General features: G+C 46.0%; 5 protein-coding genes, 3 tRNA genes, 4 rRNA genes and 1 riboswitch. Of the genes, 9 read left to right on the plus strand and 3 right to left on the minus strand.

Annotation, left to right across the window (positions count from 1 at the left end; all coding sequences use genetic code 11):
* Nucleotides 1-55: 55 nt before the first annotated feature.
* From rrf (J4N40_RS02060) to J4N40_RS02090, 7 genes are all read left to right on the plus strand, one after another.
* Nucleotides 56-172: ribosomal RNA gene (gene rrf / locus J4N40_RS02060) — 5S ribosomal RNA — on the plus strand.
* A gap of 316 nt (nt 173-488) precedes the next feature.
* Nucleotides 489-2,041 (plus strand): 16S ribosomal RNA (locus J4N40_RS02065).
* 66 nt (nt 2,042-2,107) lie between these two features.
* Nucleotides 2,108-2,184: transfer RNA gene (locus tag J4N40_RS02070), tRNA-Ile, on the plus strand.
* 42 nt (nt 2,185-2,226) lie between these two features.
* Nucleotides 2,227-2,302 (plus strand) — tRNA-Ala (locus J4N40_RS02075).
* A 291-nt stretch (nt 2,303-2,593) separates the two neighbouring features.
* Nucleotides 2,594-5,483, plus strand: a 23S ribosomal RNA gene (locus J4N40_RS02080).
* A 94-nt stretch (nt 5,484-5,577) separates the two neighbouring features.
* Nucleotides 5,578-5,694: ribosomal RNA gene (rrf, locus tag J4N40_RS02085) — 5S ribosomal RNA — on the plus strand.
* The 16S, 23S and 5S rRNA genes sit together here with 3 tRNA genes alongside, the layout of an rRNA operon.
* A 77-nt stretch (nt 5,695-5,771) precedes the next feature.
* Nucleotides 5,772-5,848: transfer RNA gene (locus J4N40_RS02090), tRNA-Asp, on the plus strand.
* A 743-nt stretch (nt 5,849-6,591) separates the two neighbouring features.
* Here the strand turns inward: J4N40_RS02090 and J4N40_RS02095 are convergent.
* Nucleotides 6,592-7,923, minus strand: a complete 1,332-nt coding sequence (locus J4N40_RS02095; protein ID WP_104979770.1) for a cation:proton antiporter — start codon at nt 7,921-7,923, stop codon at nt 6,592-6,594.
* 191 nt (nt 7,924-8,114) lie between these two features.
* Here J4N40_RS02095 and metH point away from each other — a divergent pair, with 191 nt between their 5' ends.
* Nucleotides 8,115-11,795: a methionine synthase gene (metH, locus tag J4N40_RS02100; protein ID WP_172563478.1), complete on the plus strand. Its 3,681-nt coding sequence runs from the start codon at nt 8,115-8,117 to the stop codon at nt 11,793-11,795.
* An 86-nt stretch (nt 11,796-11,881) separates the two neighbouring features.
* Here metH and lysC read toward each other — a convergent pair whose 3' ends face one another.
* Nucleotides 11,882-13,234: a lysine-sensitive aspartokinase 3 gene (gene lysC / locus J4N40_RS02105; RefSeq protein ID WP_017821324.1), complete on the minus strand. Its 1,353-nt coding sequence runs from the start codon at nt 13,232-13,234 to the stop codon at nt 11,882-11,884.
* A 101-nt stretch (nt 13,235-13,335) separates the two neighbouring features.
* Nucleotides 13,336-13,514: riboswitch (Lysine riboswitch) on the minus strand.
* A gap of 220 nt (nt 13,515-13,734) precedes the next feature.
* Here lysC and J4N40_RS02110 point away from each other — a divergent pair.
* Nucleotides 13,735-14,856, plus strand: coding sequence for a pyridoxal-phosphate-dependent aminotransferase family protein (locus tag J4N40_RS02110; protein ID WP_005381245.1), 1,122 nt, complete (start codon nt 13,735-13,737; stop codon nt 14,854-14,856).
* Between the two features lie 59 nt (nt 14,857-14,915).
* Here J4N40_RS02110 and J4N40_RS02115 read toward each other — a convergent pair whose 3' ends face one another.
* Nucleotides 14,916-16,697, minus strand: coding sequence for a PglL family O-oligosaccharyltransferase (locus J4N40_RS02115; RefSeq protein ID WP_031779063.1), 1,782 nt, complete (start codon nt 16,695-16,697; stop codon nt 14,916-14,918).
* Between the last annotated feature and the right edge of the window lie 60 nt (nt 16,698-16,757).

The following is a 16,757-nucleotide window of genomic DNA, read 5'->3' on the forward strand; positions in this document are numbered from 1 at the left end:
AGAACATTGAATGTGTAAATAGAACTTAAAACAGTTTTCCGAATTAAAGAATTTGCTTGGCGACCATAGCGATTTGGACCCACCTGATTTCCATTCCGAACTCAGAAGTGAAACGAATTAGCGTCGATGGTAGTGTGGGGCTTCCCCATGTGAGAGTAGAACATCGCCAGGCTTTATTTCGCACTTGCTTAAGATTTAAGCAAGTCACCATAAAGTTCTAAATTATTTTAGAGTTTTATGTTGACTTTCAAAGTGGAAAGCGTATTATACGCACCTCGCTTAAGTGCTAAGGCACTGAAAGCCAAGCTCTTTAACAATATAGACCTATCAATCTGTGTGGGCACTCGTTGATGATAATCCAATTCGATACTTCGGTATCAAATTAGGTTTCAATGAAACGAAGTGACCATTGAATCGAAAGATTCAGCACAGTCAATTCAAACATTACTTATGTAATGTTCAGTATTCATTGAGCCGAACAAAATCTTAAATTGAAGAGTTTGATCATGGCTCAGATTGAACGCTGGCGGCAGGCCTAACACATGCAAGTCGAGCGGAAACGAGTTATCTGAACCTTCGGGGAACGATAACGGCGTCGAGCGGCGGACGGGTGAGTAATGCCTAGGAAATTGCCCTGATGTGGGGGATAACCATTGGAAACGATGGCTAATACCGCATAATGCCTACGGGCCAAAGAGGGGGACCTTCGGGCCTCTCGCGTCAGGATATGCCTAGGTGGGATTAGCTAGTTGGTGAGGTAAGGGCTCACCAAGGCGACGATCCCTAGCTGGTCTGAGAGGATGATCAGCCACACTGGAACTGAGACACGGTCCAGACTCCTACGGGAGGCAGCAGTGGGGAATATTGCACAATGGGCGCAAGCCTGATGCAGCCATGCCGCGTGTGTGAAGAAGGCCTTCGGGTTGTAAAGCACTTTCAGTCGTGAGGAAGGTAGTGTAGTTAATAGCTGCATTATTTGACGTTAGCGACAGAAGAAGCACCGGCTAACTCCGTGCCAGCAGCCGCGGTAATACGGAGGGTGCGAGCGTTAATCGGAATTACTGGGCGTAAAGCGCATGCAGGTGGTTTGTTAAGTCAGATGTGAAAGCCCGGGGCTCAACCTCGGAATTGCATTTGAAACTGGCAGACTAGAGTACTGTAGAGGGGGGTAGAATTTCAGGTGTAGCGGTGAAATGCGTAGAGATCTGAAGGAATACCGGTGGCGAAGGCGGCCCCCTGGACAGATACTGACACTCAGATGCGAAAGCGTGGGGAGCAAACAGGATTAGATACCCTGGTAGTCCACGCCGTAAACGATGTCTACTTGGAGGTTGTGGCCTTGAGCCGTGGCTTTCGGAGCTAACGCGTTAAGTAGACCGCCTGGGGAGTACGGTCGCAAGATTAAAACTCAAATGAATTGACGGGGGCCCGCACAAGCGGTGGAGCATGTGGTTTAATTCGATGCAACGCGAAGAACCTTACCTACTCTTGACATCCAGAGAACTTTCCAGAGATGGATTGGTGCCTTCGGGAACTCTGAGACAGGTGCTGCATGGCTGTCGTCAGCTCGTGTTGTGAAATGTTGGGTTAAGTCCCGCAACGAGCGCAACCCTTATCCTTGTTTGCCAGCGAGTAATGTCGGGAACTCCAGGGAGACTGCCGGTGATAAACCGGAGGAAGGTGGGGACGACGTCAAGTCATCATGGCCCTTACGAGTAGGGCTACACACGTGCTACAATGGCGCATACAGAGGGCGGCCAACTTGCGAAAGTGAGCGAATCCCAAAAAGTGCGTCGTAGTCCGGATTGGAGTCTGCAACTCGACTCCATGAAGTCGGAATCGCTAGTAATCGTGGATCAGAATGCCACGGTGAATACGTTCCCGGGCCTTGTACACACCGCCCGTCACACCATGGGAGTGGGCTGCAAAAGAAGTAGGTAGTTTAACCTTCGGGGGGACGCTTACCACTTTGTGGTTCATGACTGGGGTGAAGTCGTAACAAGGTAGCGCTAGGGGAACCTGGCGCTGGATCACCTCCTTAAACGATGATTATTGCGATGAGTGTTCACACAGATTGATACGGTTTATGAATTAAAGAGACGATACTGGGTCTGTAGCTCAGGTGGTTAGAGCGTTCGCCTGATAAGCGAGAGGTCGGTGGTTCGAGTCCACTCAGACCCACCAATTTCTTTCCCAAGGAATTGGCGACAGTATCGACACCTTGATGGGGCTATAGCTCAGCTGGGAGAGCGCCTGCCTTGCACGCAGGAGGTCTGCGGTTCGATCCCGCATAGCTCCACCATCTTTAAGTGTTCTTGAAAAAGAATCTTTAAAAATGGTTTTCATCAGAAAATCTAGCTCTTTAACAATTTGGAAAGCTGACAAAACAACAATTTATTGTTGTTTGTAAAGTTCTCAATGTTTGTCTTTATGACAAACACCAAAAAACACATTCAAGTGTTCTTGGGAATATCACTTTTACAGTGATTATTCGAAATTGAGTCCGGCAAAATCGAATGTCTCTCGCTCATTCAAATAATGAGAGACAACTTTGGTGATTTGATTATCAACTCGAAACTCCTTCGGGTTGTATGGTTAAGTGACTAAGCGTACACGGTGGATGCCTTGGCAGTCAGAGGCGATGAAGGACGTATTAACTTGCGATAAGCCCAGATTAGGTAGTAAAAACCATTTGAGTCTGGGATTTCCGAATGGGGAAACCCAATACCATAAGGTATTACTGTTGAGTGAATACATAGCTCAACAGGGCGAACCGGGGGAACTGAAACATCTAAGTACCCCGAGGAAAAGAAATCAACCGAGATTCCGAAAGTAGCGGCGAGCGAAATTGGACTAGCCCTTAAGCTTTACACGCGTTAGACGAACAGCCTGGAAAGGCCGACGATACAGGGTGATAGTCCCGTAGTTGACGACGTGTGTTCAGTGAAATCGAGTAGGGCGGGACACGTGATATCCTGTCTGAATATGGGGGGACCATCCTCCAAGGCTAAATACTACTGACTGACCGATAGTGAACCAGTACCGTGAGGGAAAGGCGAAAAGAACCCCTGTGAGGGGAGTGAAATAGAACCTGAAACCGTGTACGTACAAGCAGTAGGAGCAGGCTTGTCCTGTGACTGCGTACCTTTTGTATAATGGGTCAGCGACTTATATTCAGTGGCAAGGTTAACCATCTAGGGGAGCCGTAGGGAAACCGAGTCTTAACTGGGCGTTCAGTCTCTGGATATAGACCCGAAACCAGGTGATCTAGCCATGGGCAGGTTGAAGGTTGAGTAACATCAACTGGAGGACCGAACCGACTAATGTTGAAAAATTAGCGGATGACTTGTGGCTAGGGGTGAAAGGCCAATCAAACCTGGAGATAGCTGGTTCTCCCCGAAAGCTATTTAGGTAGCGCCTCGGACGAATACTACTGGGGGTAGAGCACTGTTAAGGCTAGGGGGTCATCCCGACTTACCAACCCTTTGCAAACTCCGAATACCAGTAAGTACTATCCGGGAGACACACGGCGGGTGCTAACGTCCGTCGTGGAGAGGGAAACAACCCAGACCGCCAGCTAAGGTCCCAAATTACTACTAAGTGGGAAACGATGTGGGAAGGCTCAGACAGCCAGGATGTTGGCTTAGAAGCAGCCATCATTTAAAGAAAGCGTAATAGCTCACTGGTCGAGTCGGCCTGCGCGGAAGATGTAACGGGGCTAAGTAGTAAACCGAAGCTGCGGCAATATACTTTTGTATATTGGGTAGGGGAGCGTTCTGTAAGCGGTTGAAGGTGTGTGGTAACGCATGCTGGACGTATCAGAAGTGCGAATGCTGACATGAGTAACGATAAAGGGGGTGAAAAACCTCCTCGCCGGAAGACCAAGGGTTCCTGTCCAACGTTAATCGGGGCAGGGTAAGTCGACCCCTAAGGCGAGGCCGAAAGGCGTAGTCGATGGGAAACGGGTTAATATTCCCGTACTTCTTACAATTGCGATGGGGGGACGGAGAAGGCTAGGTGGGCCTGGCGACGGTTGTCCAGGTTCAAGTGCGTAGGCTGAGAAATTAGGTAAATCCGGTTTCTCTTAAGGCTGAGACACGACGTCGAGCATCTACGGATGTGAAGTCATTGATGCCATGCTTCCAGGAAAAGCCTCTAAGCTTCAGATTGTAAGGAATCGTACCCCAAACCGACACAGGTGGTCGGGTAGAGAATACCAAGGCGCTTGAGAGAACTCGGGTGAAGGAACTAGGCAAAATGGTACCGTAACTTCGGGAGAAGGTACGCTCTCGACGGTGAAGTCCCTCGCGGATGGAGCTATTGAGAGTCGCAGATACCAGGTGGCTGCAACTGTTTATTAAAAACACAGCACTGTGCAAAATCGCAAGATGACGTATACGGTGTGACGCCTGCCCGGTGCCGGAAGGTTAATTGATGGGGTTAGACTTCGGTCGAAGCTCTTGATCGAAGCCCCGGTAAACGGCGGCCGTAACTATAACGGTCCTAAGGTAGCGAAATTCCTTGTCGGGTAAGTTCCGACCTGCACGAATGGCGTAATGATGGCCACGCTGTCTCCACCCGAGACTCAGTGAAATTGAAATCGCTGTGAAGATGCAGTGTACCCGCGGCTAGACGGAAAGACCCCGTGAACCTTTACTACAGCTTGGCACTGAACATTGACCCTACATGTGTAGGATAGGTGGGAGGCTTTGAAGCGCAGTCGCTAGATTGCGTGGAGCCGTCCTTGAAATACCACCCTTGTAGTGTTGATGTTCTAACGTCGACCCCTCATCGGGGTTGCGGACAGTGCCTGGTGGGTAGTTTGACTGGGGCGGTCTCCTCCCAAAGCGTAACGGAGGAGCACGAAGGTGGGCTAATCACGGTTGGACATCGTGAGGTTAGTGCAATGGCATAAGCCCGCTTGACTGCGAGAATGACAATTCGAGCAGGTGCGAAAGCAGGTCATAGTGATCCGGTGGTTCTGAATGGAAGGGCCATCGCTCAACGGATAAAAGGTACTCCGGGGATAACAGGCTGATACCGCCCAAGAGTTCATATCGACGGCGGTGTTTGGCACCTCGATGTCGGCTCATCACATCCTGGGGCTGAAGTCGGTCCCAAGGGTATGGCTGTTCGCCATTTAAAGTGGTACGCGAGCTGGGTTTAGAACGTCGTGAGACAGTTCGGTCCCTATCTGCCGTGGGCGTTGGAGAATTGAAAGGGGCTGCTCCTAGTACGAGAGGACCGGAGTGGACGAACCTCTGGTGTTCGGGTTGTGTCGCCAGACGCATTGCCCGGTAGCTAAGTTCGGGATCGATAACCGCTGAAAGCATCTAAGCGGGAAGCGAGCCTTGAGATGAGTTCTCCCTGATACTTTAAGTATCCTAAAGGGTTGTCGTAGACTACGACGTTGATAGGCAGGGTGTGTAAGCGTTGTGAGGCGTTGAGCTAACCTGTACTAATTGCCCGTGAGGCTTAACCATACAACACCCAAGGGGTTTTGATGGACTCAATGTAAGAACATTGAATGTGTAAGAACGAGAATTAAAAAAACAGCTTTCCAGATTAAAGAATTTGCTTGGCGACCATAGCGTTTTGGACCCACCTGATTTCCATGCCGAACTCAGAAGTGAAACGAAATAGCGCCGATGGTAGTGTGGGGCTTCCCCATGTAAGAGTAGGACATCGCCAGGCTTTAGTTTTATTTTCACTTTTTCGAAAAGTGAAGACAAAAGCGGACACTTGCTTATCAAAGCGAGTGATACCACTGCGGAGTGGTAGTTCAGTTGGTTAGAATACCGGCCTGTCACGCCGGGGGTCGCGGGTTCGAGTCCCGTCCACTCCGCCACTTATATTAAGATTAAGCCTCAGTCGAAAGACTGAGGCTTTTTCGTTTTAGTTCCCCGACTTACCTTAAATCCACTTTCATATTGAAACCTTGCATCTGGAGTTACACTACCCTCTTCACATGGTTTTAATACCGTTGTGAACGAGCTAGCACGTAACTCTGTGCCTTAGTCTTATTCCGATACCAAGCTCTAACCAAAGCTCCTTTTATTCGATATTAGAAAATCTAGTTATGTGACAGAGTTTAATTGTTTGAAGTGTCGCTTGTTTCTAATTTGAAAACAGGAGGACTTTGAATACAAGTTTAGTCTCACTGAGTTCAAGAGGGAGGGATTTAAACTTCCGTTAAGGCTTTGCTACCTGGGTGCCAGCTCAGTTTTATCTCGGTGAGGTTTCTAACCCGTTTGGGTTCTGAACGCAATCACCCTAAATGTCTCTTTCTCATAAAAATACAAACTCGCTCATTGCTAAGTATTGTGGAAGTTTAGCTTTGATGTTTGCGAGGAGCCTATATTGCCAAGGGAAGAGAAGTGATACAGATGAAAATGGGTAAATTAAAAGACTCGTCTATGAATACTATCTATCGGCAATAGTTAGTATCTATGAAAATGTAGCGTAGCGATTCTTCGTATATTTGATGGTATATCAAAGAATAAGGAGCCTTCGTTCTTGAAGGGAAGTCTGAAAATTAGTTATGAAAAAAGCAGCTAGGTAGCTGCTTTTTATTTATTAAGTTACGTGTCTTTAAGAGTCCACTGGCTCCGTATGCTCTGGAGTGGTTATTGCTTGGTTGTCCTCTTCCATCTTCTTCTCTTCAGCTTTTGCTTTTTCAATCATTGGGGTGATTGTTGAGCCTTGAATGAGGATAGAGAAAACAACGACGGAGTAGGTCATCACAAGAATAATCTCTTTTACATCGATTAACTTATCTTGAATCACCCAAATACCAGATGGAATGGAAAGTGCCATTGCCAATGCAAGGCCCCCGCGTAAACCGCCCCACGTCAAAATACGCACTGACCATGGATTATATTTTCTGTAACGTTTAAAGCCTATGTAAGAAAGAAATACACTTAGATAGCGAGCTGCTAGTACAAGAGGGACTGAAATAGCCATCATGATCCAGTCTTCTTTGTGGAATTCAAATAGCAGCATCGACATACCGATCAGTAGGAATAACACGCCATTCAAGAATTCATCAACAAGCTCCCAAAAATGGTCAAGGTGATCTTCACTCTCTTTTGAAAAGCCAATAAAGCGTGTCCAGTTGCCAATCATAATACCGGATACAACCATTGCGAGTGGGCCTGATACATGGATGTATTCAGCAAATGCGTAACCTGCCGTTGGGACACCAATGGTAAGTAACAATTCCATTGAGTGATCATCGGTGGCACTGATCAAGTAGTGGAATAGCAAACCGAGGACGAAACCATATGTGATACCACCGATAGCTTCTTGGATGAAGAGTAAGGTGACACTACCTACAGTTGGTGCCTCAGTGCCAAATGCAATCGTAAATAGAGTGACGAAGATAACCAAACCGAAGCCATCATTGAAGAGCGATTCTCCTTCAATCTGAGTGGAGATACGTTTAGGAGCATCTAGTTTTTTCACAATAGCCAATACAGCGATTGGGTCAGTTGGCGATATTAGAGCACCAAATAGTAAGCAGTAGACCAAATCAAATTGGATGCCAATTAACTGACAAAACCCATACAGCGCAAATCCAATAAAGAACGTGGAAAACAGTGTGGCTCCAAGGGCTAAAACAGTGATCTCCCACTTTTGATCTTTAAGGTTCGGGAGTTTGATGCCTAGTCCACCAGCAAATAGTAAGAAGCCAAGAATGCCTTTGAGCAAGAAATCTTCGAAGTTAATCCTTGTGACTGTCTCCGTCGCAATTTCGGTGAGATGGAACCAGTTGTTTTGACCCGCAATTAAGATTAGAAGTGAAAGCACCATTGAACCTGCAGTAATCGCAATGGTGGTTTGCATCTTTCCTATCTTGCTGTTTACAAAAGCAATTAGCATCGCAGCTGCGGATAGAAAACATAAAGTATGATAGACCGACATAGAGCTCTCTATTTGTAACATTTTATGAATGGAATTCTCGGCTGATGCTGCTTAAATAGCAAACATTTTTTCGTGATTATTTTGTAAGTTAAGAAGGAGATAAAATAATCATTAATTCCACGTTTAGACGTCTAGACTCCTGAAGTTTGTGTGATAGGATGGAAAGATAACTAAAGGAATGAGGCTGTACTGTGGGAAGTAACGTAAGACAACAGATTGAAGCTCAATTGAAGCAACGTATTCTTTTGATTGATGGTGGTATGGGAACCATGATTCAAGGGTACAAACTTGAAGAGCAAGACTATCGAGGAACGCGCTTTGCGGATTGGCATTGTGATCTAAAAGGTAACAACGACCTGTTGGTTCTAAGTCAGCCTCAACTTATCAAGGAAATTCACGCTGCATATTTAGAAGCGGGTGCAGATATTCTTGAGACCAACACTTTTAACGCAACAACCATTGCGATGGCTGACTACGAGATGGAAAGCCTAAGTGAAGAAATTAACTTTGCAGCTGCCAAGCTTGCACGTGAAGTTGCAGACGAATGGACCGCAAAAACACCCGATAAACCACGTTATGTCGCAGGGGTTTTAGGGCCGACAAACCGAACTTGTTCTATTTCTCCTGATGTAAATGACCCCGGATATCGAAATGTTTCTTTCGACGAGTTAGTTGAGGCTTACTCTGAATCGACTCGAGCGCTTATTAAAGGTGGTTCAGACCTTATTCTTATCGAGACCATCTTCGATACGCTTAACGCTAAGGCTTGTTCATTTGCTGTTGAAAGTGTGTTTGAAGAGATGAGTATTGAGTTACCTGTGATGATCTCGGGGACTATTACTGATGCTTCCGGTCGGACATTATCCGGTCAAACCACAGAAGCGTTTTACAACTCATTACGTCATGTTAAACCGATTTCGTTTGGTTTGAACTGTGCACTTGGTCCAGATGAGCTGCGTCCTTATGTTGAAGAGCTCTCTCGTATATCAGAATCTTTTGTTTCCGCTCACCCAAATGCTGGGCTTCCGAATGCATTCGGCGAATACGATTTGTCGCCAGAAGATATGGCTAAGCATGTTAAAGAGTGGGCTCAAAGTGGCTTTTTAAACTTGATTGGTGGGTGTTGTGGTACAACTCCTGAGCACATTCGCCAAATGGCACTCGCGGTTGAAAATATCGCCCCTCGTCAATTACCTGAACTTCCCGTTGCTTGTCGCTTGTCTGGCCTAGAGCCACTCGCGATTGATAAAGACTCTTTATTTATCAATGTCGGTGAGCGTACGAATGTAACCGGTTCTGCGCGTTTTAAGCGCTTGATTAAAGAAGAACTGTACGATGAAGCGCTCGATGTGGCTCGTCAACAAGTTGAAAATGGCGCTCAAATTATCGATATCAACATGGATGAAGGCATGTTGGATGCACAAGCTTGTATGGTTCGCTTTTTAAACCTTTGTGCGTCAGAACCTGAAATCTCAAAAGTACCAATCATGGTTGACTCTTCCAAGTGGGAGGTTATTGAAGCCGGTCTTAAGTGCATCCAAGGAAAAGGCATTGTTAACTCGATCTCTCTCAAAGAAGGCAAAGAGAAATTCGTTGAACAAGCTAAGTTGATCCGCCGTTACGGTGCGGCTGTGATTGTGATGGCGTTTGATGAGATTGGGCAAGCAGATACACGTGAGCGCAAAGTAGAAATTTGTACCAACGCTTACCGAATTCTTGTTGATGAAGTGGGCTTTCCACCAGAAGACATCATTTTTGACCCAAACATTTTTGCCATTGCTACGGGGATCGAGGAGCATAATAACTACGCGGTGGATTTCATTGAAGCCGTTGGCGATATCAAACGTGATTTACCACACGCGATGATCTCGGGTGGTGTTTCTAACGTCTCATTCTCTTTCCGTGGCAATAACTATGTACGTGAAGCGATTCACGCGGTGTTCCTCTACCACTGTTTTAAAAATGGTATGGATATGGGGATTGTGAATGCGGGTCAGTTAGAAATCTACGATAACGTGCCTGAAAAATTGCGTGAGGCTGTGGAAGATGTCGTTCTTAATCGTCGTGATGACGCCACTGAGAGATTGTTAGATATCGCGGCGGAATATGCAGGCAAAGGGGTAGGTAAAGAGGAGGATGCCTCTGCACTTGAGTGGAGAACTTGGCCTGTTGAAAAGCGCTTAGAGCACGCGTTAGTGAAAGGAATAACTGAGTTCATCGTTGATGATACCGAAGAGGCTCGTGTCAACGCTTCAAAGCCATTAGAGGTGATTGAAGGCCCACTAATGGATGGGATGAACGTCGTCGGAGACTTGTTTGGTGAAGGTAAAATGTTCCTTCCTCAGGTCGTAAAATCTGCCCGAGTGATGAAGCAAGCAGTCGCGCATCTGGAGCCCTACATCAATGCAGAAAAGCAGGTGGGACAAACAAACGGTAAGATTTTGCTAGCGACGGTCAAAGGTGATGTACATGATATCGGGAAAAATATCGTAGGCGTTGTATTGCAGTGCAATAACTACGAAATTATCGATCTTGGTGTCATGGTTCCTTGCGAAAAGATCTTAAAAGTAGCGCAAGAAGAAAACGTCGATATTATTGGTTTATCAGGGTTGATCACGCCTTCATTAGACGAAATGGTGCATGTTGCCAAAGAGATGGAGCGTCTCGACTTTAACTTACCTCTTCTCATCGGTGGCGCAACAACGTCAAAAGCCCATACAGCAGTTAAGATTGAGCAAAATTACAAGCATCCAGTGGTTTACGTGAACAACGCCTCACGTGCAGTGGGCGTATGTACTTCTCTTCTGTCAGATGAACGTCGCCCTGAATTTGTTGAAAAACTTGAAGCTGATTACGAACGAGTACGTGATCAACATAATCGAAAGAAACCGAGAACCAAACCAGTGACATTAGAAGCGGCTCGAGCGAATAAAGTTGCTATCGATTGGGAAGCTTACACCCCTCCAGTGCCTGTTAAGCCTGGCATTCATATCTTCGATGATTTTGATGTGGCTATATTACGTCAATACATCGATTGGACACCATTCTTTATGACTTGGTCACTTGTGGGTAAGTATCCAACAATTTTCCAACATGAAGAAGTTGGTGAAGAAGCAAAACGTTTATTCGAAGATGCCAACGAGATACTTGATCGAGTTGAGCGAGAAGGTCTGTTAAAAGCGCGTGGAATGTGTGGCTTATTCCCTGCTGCTAGCGTGGGGGACGACATTGAAGTTTATGCTGATGAAACTCGTACCGACGTTGTGAAAGTATTACGTAACTTGCGACAACAGACCGAGAAACCAAAAGGATTCAACTATTGTTTATCCGACTACATCGCACCTAAAGAGTCGGGTAAGCATGATTGGATAGGGGCATTTGCTGTCACTGGTGGTATTGGTGAACGAGAGCTTGCTGATGAATACAAAGCACAGGGAGATGATTACAACGCAATTATGATTCAAGCGGTGGCGGATCGCCTAGCCGAAGCGTTTGCTGAGTATTTGCATGAGCGTGTCCGTAAAGAAATTTGGGGTTATGCTGCGGATGAAGATTTATCTAACGATGATCTCATTCGTGAAAAATACCAAGGTATTCGCCCTGCACCAGGTTATCCAGCGTGCCCTGAGCATACTGAAAAAGGACCGCTTTGGGAGCTACTTAATGTGGAAGAGAATATTGGCATGACTCTAACCTCCAGCTATGCAATGTATCCGGGTGCGTCAGTATCTGGTTGGTACTTCTCTCATCCTGACTCACGTTACTTTGCGATCGCACAGATCCAAGAAGATCAGCTAGAGAGTTACGCCGATCGTAAGGGGTGGGATAGGATCGAGGCTGAAAAATGGTTAGGGCCAAACATTAATGGTTAAATTGATGTTTACCTCGTCCAAATATAACAACTAATGAAACAACAAAGGGCTGCAGATACGCAGCCCTTTGTTTTATTGAGTTGAACTTACTTCTCAAACAACTCCGTGTGGAGTTTTTGTATGGCTTGTTTCGATACCGATTCATGGAGCAAGAAGCATAAGTTGTGAGGGCTAGCGCCATAACAAATCATGCGTAGGTTAAAATCTTCTAGCGTGCCAAAAACCTGTTTCGCGTAGCCTTTACTCTCACTCATGTTGTTACCAATGAGAGCAACGAGGCATAGGTCATGTTCAACTTCTACCTTACATAACTCTTCTAACTCCTCTCGTGCAGCTTGCGGCAGCTGTGGTGCTCCGCCAGATGTATCAGTTTGATCAAGTGTTAACGATACACTGATTTCAGATGTCGTGATCAAATCGACAGAGATCTTATGCTTTGCAAGGATCTCAAAGACCTTTGCTAAGAAACCGTATGCGTGGAACATATTGGCGCTGCGTAGCGTTACCATGGTTTGGTTACAACGCAAAGCTAGCGCACGGAATAACGGTGAGCTTTCGACTTGGTGGCGAATCCAAGTTCCCCCTTTTTCAGGCTCTTTCGATGACCCCACAAATACCGGAATGTCGTGGCGCAATGCAGGTACTAGCGTAGAAGGGTGAAGGATTTTAGCGCCAAAGTTAGCCATTTCTGAAGCTTCACTAAAGCTGATCTCAGGAATTGGTGAGGCTTTTGGCGCAATTCGCGGGTCTGTTGTGTAGATGCCCGGAACATCAGTCCAGATTTCTAACCCTGCCGCTTTGACGCTCTCAGCAATTAAGGCGGCGCTGTAATCGCTGCCTCCTCGACCTAGTGTTGTTGTATTACCGGCTTCGTCAGATCCTATGAAGCCTTGAGTAACAACAACGGATTGTTGGCAAAGTGGTACGAGTTTATCTTGCGCAAGCGTCGAAATTGCTTCAATGTTTGGCTCTGCGCGACCAAAGTTGTCATCAGTACGCAGCACATCGCGGATATCAAAGCGCACAGCTTGAATGCCTCGCTCACACATTAACTGAGTTAGAATATGCGTCGACATGAGTTCGCCACATGCGACTAAATGATCGGTTAACTTCGCACTAGCTTGGATAGATGCAGCCTCGGCCAGGCTGGTTACGGTATCTAATATGCCATACACCTCGGCAGCAGTTTTCGTGCTGTCTTCGAGCTGAGTTAAAATGGCGTCATGAATGTTGGCCAGATTTTGCAGCAGCTCAGTACGGTGCGTTTGATCCTGAACACCGTTGGCGAGTTCTACCAATAGGTTGGTGACGCCAGAGCAAGCGCTGCTCACGACCAGGCGAGTATTTGGATTGTTTTCGATAATGGTGGCGCAACGACTCATTGCCTCAAAGTTGGCAACACTGGTTCCACCGAATTTAGCTACGTTAAATGCGCTCACTGCGTTCTCCCACGACTTCCTAAAAAATTGTACATCCAATGTTTAGTGAGAAAAGGAACAGAGCAAAAAGAGAGGTATTTAGAATGCTATTTGAAAAATTTACCCTCAGAAGCCCTTCATCAGACTGCGCTGATGACAGTTGATGGGATTCAGCCCAATTCAACCGACAAGTCAAATCCTGCAACTTTGACTTACCTCGGCACTACTCCCCCTCAATGATTGGTGTTGGAATTGCGGTTCCACAAATCATCTACCTGGGTAGCGCTCCTCTTCTACATAAAGCTCAAACATTGAACGGTTTTGAGGCCTTAATGTCAATCAATATTTCAACCGTTATGGTGTTTTTTATTAACGATTTTGTGACACTGGTTTGACCTCCATACTTACGGCTAATTGCTGATAGAGGAAAAATCTATTAGGGTGAAGAACCCTACACCTGAGCCATGTTATTGAATAGAACTTTTAGAATGCTCAGGATAAAAGATAATCAAGGAGCTGACATGTCGATCCAAAGCTTTATTCCGCCTCACCGTATTTTAATGGGACCTGGTCCTTCTGATATTTATCCTCAAGTGTTACAAGCACTAAGCCGTCCTACGGTAGGTCACCTTGATCCTCTGTTTATCGGTATGATGGATGAGCTCAAGCAGCTATTGAAGTATGCCTTTCAAACTGACAATGAGTTCACTATTGCGGTTTCAGCGCCTGGTAGCGCAGGGATGGAAACCTGCTTTGTAAACTTGATCGAGAAAGGCGACAAAGTGATCGTCTGCCGTAACGGTGTATTTGGTGAACGCATGCGCGAAAATGTCGTCCGTGCTGGTGGCGAAGTTGTTATCGTCGATGATGAATGGGGGACGCCTGTTTCCATTGATAAAGTCGAGCAAGCACTCGAACAGCACCCAGATACAAAAATTCTTGCTTTTGTGCATGCGGAAACCTCAACTGGTGCAGTCAGTGATGCTCAAGCATTGGGTAAGCTGGCGAAACAGCATAATGCATTATCTATTGTTGATGCGGTGACATCGCTTGGTGGTGTGCCGTTAAAAGTGGATGAATGGCAACTGGATGCGGTTTACTCTGGCAGTCAAAAATGTTTGTCATGTGTACCAGGGCTCTCACCAGTGACGTTTTCTACTGCCGCGATTGAAAAGATTCAAGCAAGAACAACACCAGTACAGAGTTGGTTCCTCGATCAGAGTTTAGTTTTGGGGTATTGGAGTGGAGAAGGCAAGCGTAGTTACCATCATACGGCGCCAGTTAATAGCTTGTATGCGCTTCATGAAGCTTTATTGATACTGAAAAATGAAGGATTAGAAAACGCTTGGGCTCGTCACCAACTGATGCATGAAAAACTCAAAAATGGCTTACAAAAGTTAGGCTTTGAATTTGTTGTGGACGAAGCCCATCGGTTGCCACAATTAAATGCGATTTACGTGCCTGAAGGAATTGATGAAGCAAAAGTTCGTGCTCACTTGCTAGAAACCTATAACCTAGAAATTGGTGCAGGCCTTGGGGCATTAGCTGGTAAAGCGTGGCGTATTGGCTTAATGGGTTACGGCGCTCGATCTGAAAACGTTGCGCTGTGCTTAAAAGCGTTAGAAGAGTCACTCACTGAATAAAATCATACAGTAATGAGATAAAGAAAAGCGAAGGTCATCCCTTCGCTTTTTGGTATTTATTACTCAGCTCCTGAAGTGGGGGCTGGTGAGGCAGAGATTGCTTGAGAAGGTGGTTGGTAATTGACGTCACTGAAATCAATCTTCGGGAACAAAAACTGCGCTTCAGCTCTAATTTGCTCCGCTTTACTTGAGTCATCTAAGCCTTGGTAGGCCAAAATCAAATTATTATAAAATGCAGGGCGAGGCTTATCTTTGATGATTTTTAGCGACCAATCGATATAAGGCTTGATCAAGGTTGCGTCTTGTTGGTACAGCCCAAGGTTTAAAAACGTGCTATAGACATCCCAATCAAATCTGTCTTTCCAAACTACAGGGTTACTGACTTGATTCAGAATATCAGGGTTAGTTGGTCTAGTGGTCTCAAACTTCGTCAATACATAGTTCGTATGTAATGCGCTTACCATGTAAAACGTAAACGCAACGGGAAGTACCAAACTAAAAACACGCAGCAAGCTTTTGGTTACATTACTAAAGCCGACTTGTCGATAACGAGAGACGCGCTGATCGACCCAGTACAGTAGGATAACGAAGATCAACCAATGCACGAGAGAGTGGTAGAAAGGGTATTCCAGTTGCGAGTGCAATACGATAGGTATAAACAAGGCCAGCAACGCAAGACGAGTTCCGCGTTTGGCTTGATAGATTCGATACAGTACCAGTGCCATCGCTAAGAAGATGCCGAGTATTGGCAGCAAGCCACCTTCTACTCCCCAGTAAAGTAGCTCATTATGCGGATGATCCATGGCTGGCAAACCAGCTGGGTAATTCTCATTTAGGGCATGTTGACGAGCCGTATACAGCATGTACTCAGATTCAAACTTGCCATATCCATAACCAGTAAAAGGCTTTTCAATCACCATGTCTAATGTTTGTGGAAAAGTATACGCTCGAGGAGACTCCATATTTACTTTTTCTGCGGCTAACCCACCTCCATCAGGAAAGGCAAGATGCATGACAACGACTGAGAGTAAGAGCCCACTTACAAGTGACACAACCCAGCGGATAAAGCGCCCTTTGGTTGCAAAGCGGTACATGTATGGAATGACCAACAACACGGCGATGACCGAGGCTAACCAACCAGTGCGTGAAGCCAACGCCACAATTAGTGGTAAAGTTAAAACTGGTACGGCATAGAGAAGGTAAACATCGCTTAACTTACGATCGTATTTGTAGGGCTGACGTGCAAGTAAATAGCTGGCAATCACCAACCCTGTCGCAAGAAAGCTGGCCATTACATTGGGCTGTTGGAAAATACCATAAGGACGATTGGCCACCGTGTCGTAACCAAACGGATTGCCTGGTTTGAGATACAGATATTGTGTCAAACCAAAAATGGCTTCGATAACAACCGCAAGGACAATGAACCATAATAGGCGTTGGCGATGTTTATTACTGAAATGAAATTGTTGTAAGACAATAAAGAACAGGACACCACACCACAGGCCAATGAGCTTATTGGCTGCCAAACTGCTATTCGCATTTGGGTACAGAATGGGCACCGTCATGATAAGAGTACTAATGAACAAGCCGATGGTTAGTTTTGAGTAACGTAGTACTCGATTATTCGCAAGTTGGTAACACCCAATGCCTAATGCAAAGCTAAAAGCAATCCAAGTTGTCGCATTGAACGAAAGCGAAAGCCCCGAACCGCCGGGGTTGGGCATGAAAAAGTGCATTGCCAACACAAATAGTGTTGCCAAGGCAATGAGAAACTTGCGATTGAGGGGAACCTGTACTTTTTCGGGAGAAAGCTTTGTTCCACTTACATGTATAGTAGCCATAGTTATTGCGTTGTTTTGAATGAAAAAAGACCAGCACTTGCTGGTCTCGATACTTTACCT

This window comes from Vibrio sp. SCSIO 43097, assembly GCF_023650755.1.
Lineage (GTDB): Bacteria > Pseudomonadota > Gammaproteobacteria > Enterobacterales > Vibrionaceae > Vibrio > Vibrio alginolyticus.

Coding starts and splice junctions, on each gene's coding strand:
- J4N40_RS02110 (WP_005381245.1), top strand. CDS start 13,735: ATGTCGATCCAAAGCTTTATTCCGCCTCACCGTATTTTAATGGGACCT.
- J4N40_RS02095 (WP_104979770.1), bottom strand. CDS start 7,923: ATGTCGGTCTATCATACTTTATGTTTTCTATCCGCAGCTGCGATGCTA.
- J4N40_RS02115 (WP_031779063.1), bottom strand. CDS start 16,697: ATGGCTACTATACATGTAAGTGGAACAAAGCTTTCTCCCGAAAAAGTA.